This is a genomic window from Streptococcus sp. HMSC10A01, from assembly GCF_001807785.1.
Classification (GTDB): domain Bacteria; phylum Bacillota; class Bacilli; order Lactobacillales; family Streptococcaceae; genus Streptococcus; species Streptococcus gordonii.
The window spans coordinates 73,896-74,301 of record NZ_KV790975.1 but is presented as its reverse complement, the minus strand read 5'-3'; the positions used below and the strand labels follow the sequence as shown (position 1 = coordinate 74,301).

Here is a 406-nt window from a genome sequence, read left to right as displayed (position 1 = left end):
GATTCCAGGTCAAGGAACTTACACGATTGCACCAGATGGAACTGTAACCTTCACTCCAGATAAGCAGTTTGTAGGTAAACCAGATCCAATCACCGTGAAACGTGTGGATAAGAATGGCACTTCAGTCACTGCAACTTACAGTCCAGAATTCACTAAGGTCACTCCTACAGGAACTGGTGCAACTAGCACAGGTCCTCAAGGACTCCCTCAAACTGGTACTCCAACCTTCCAAGGTGGCGACCCACTGGTTCCAATTGATGAAACAGTTGAACCAACCTTCGAAGATGGAAGTAAAGAGAAGACAATTCCAGGTCAAGGAACTTACACCATTGCGCCAGATGGAACAGTAACCTTCACACCAGACAAGCAGTTCGTTGGTAAACCAGATCCAATCACCGTGAAACGT

1 protein-coding gene is annotated in these 406 nt (G+C 46.6%); it reads left to right on the top strand.

Annotated elements, in window-relative coordinates:
* A partial coding sequence (locus tag HMPREF3108_RS10975) for an Ig-like domain-containing protein (RefSeq protein ID WP_256262229.1) occupies positions 1–406 on the top strand: 406 nt, incomplete at both ends.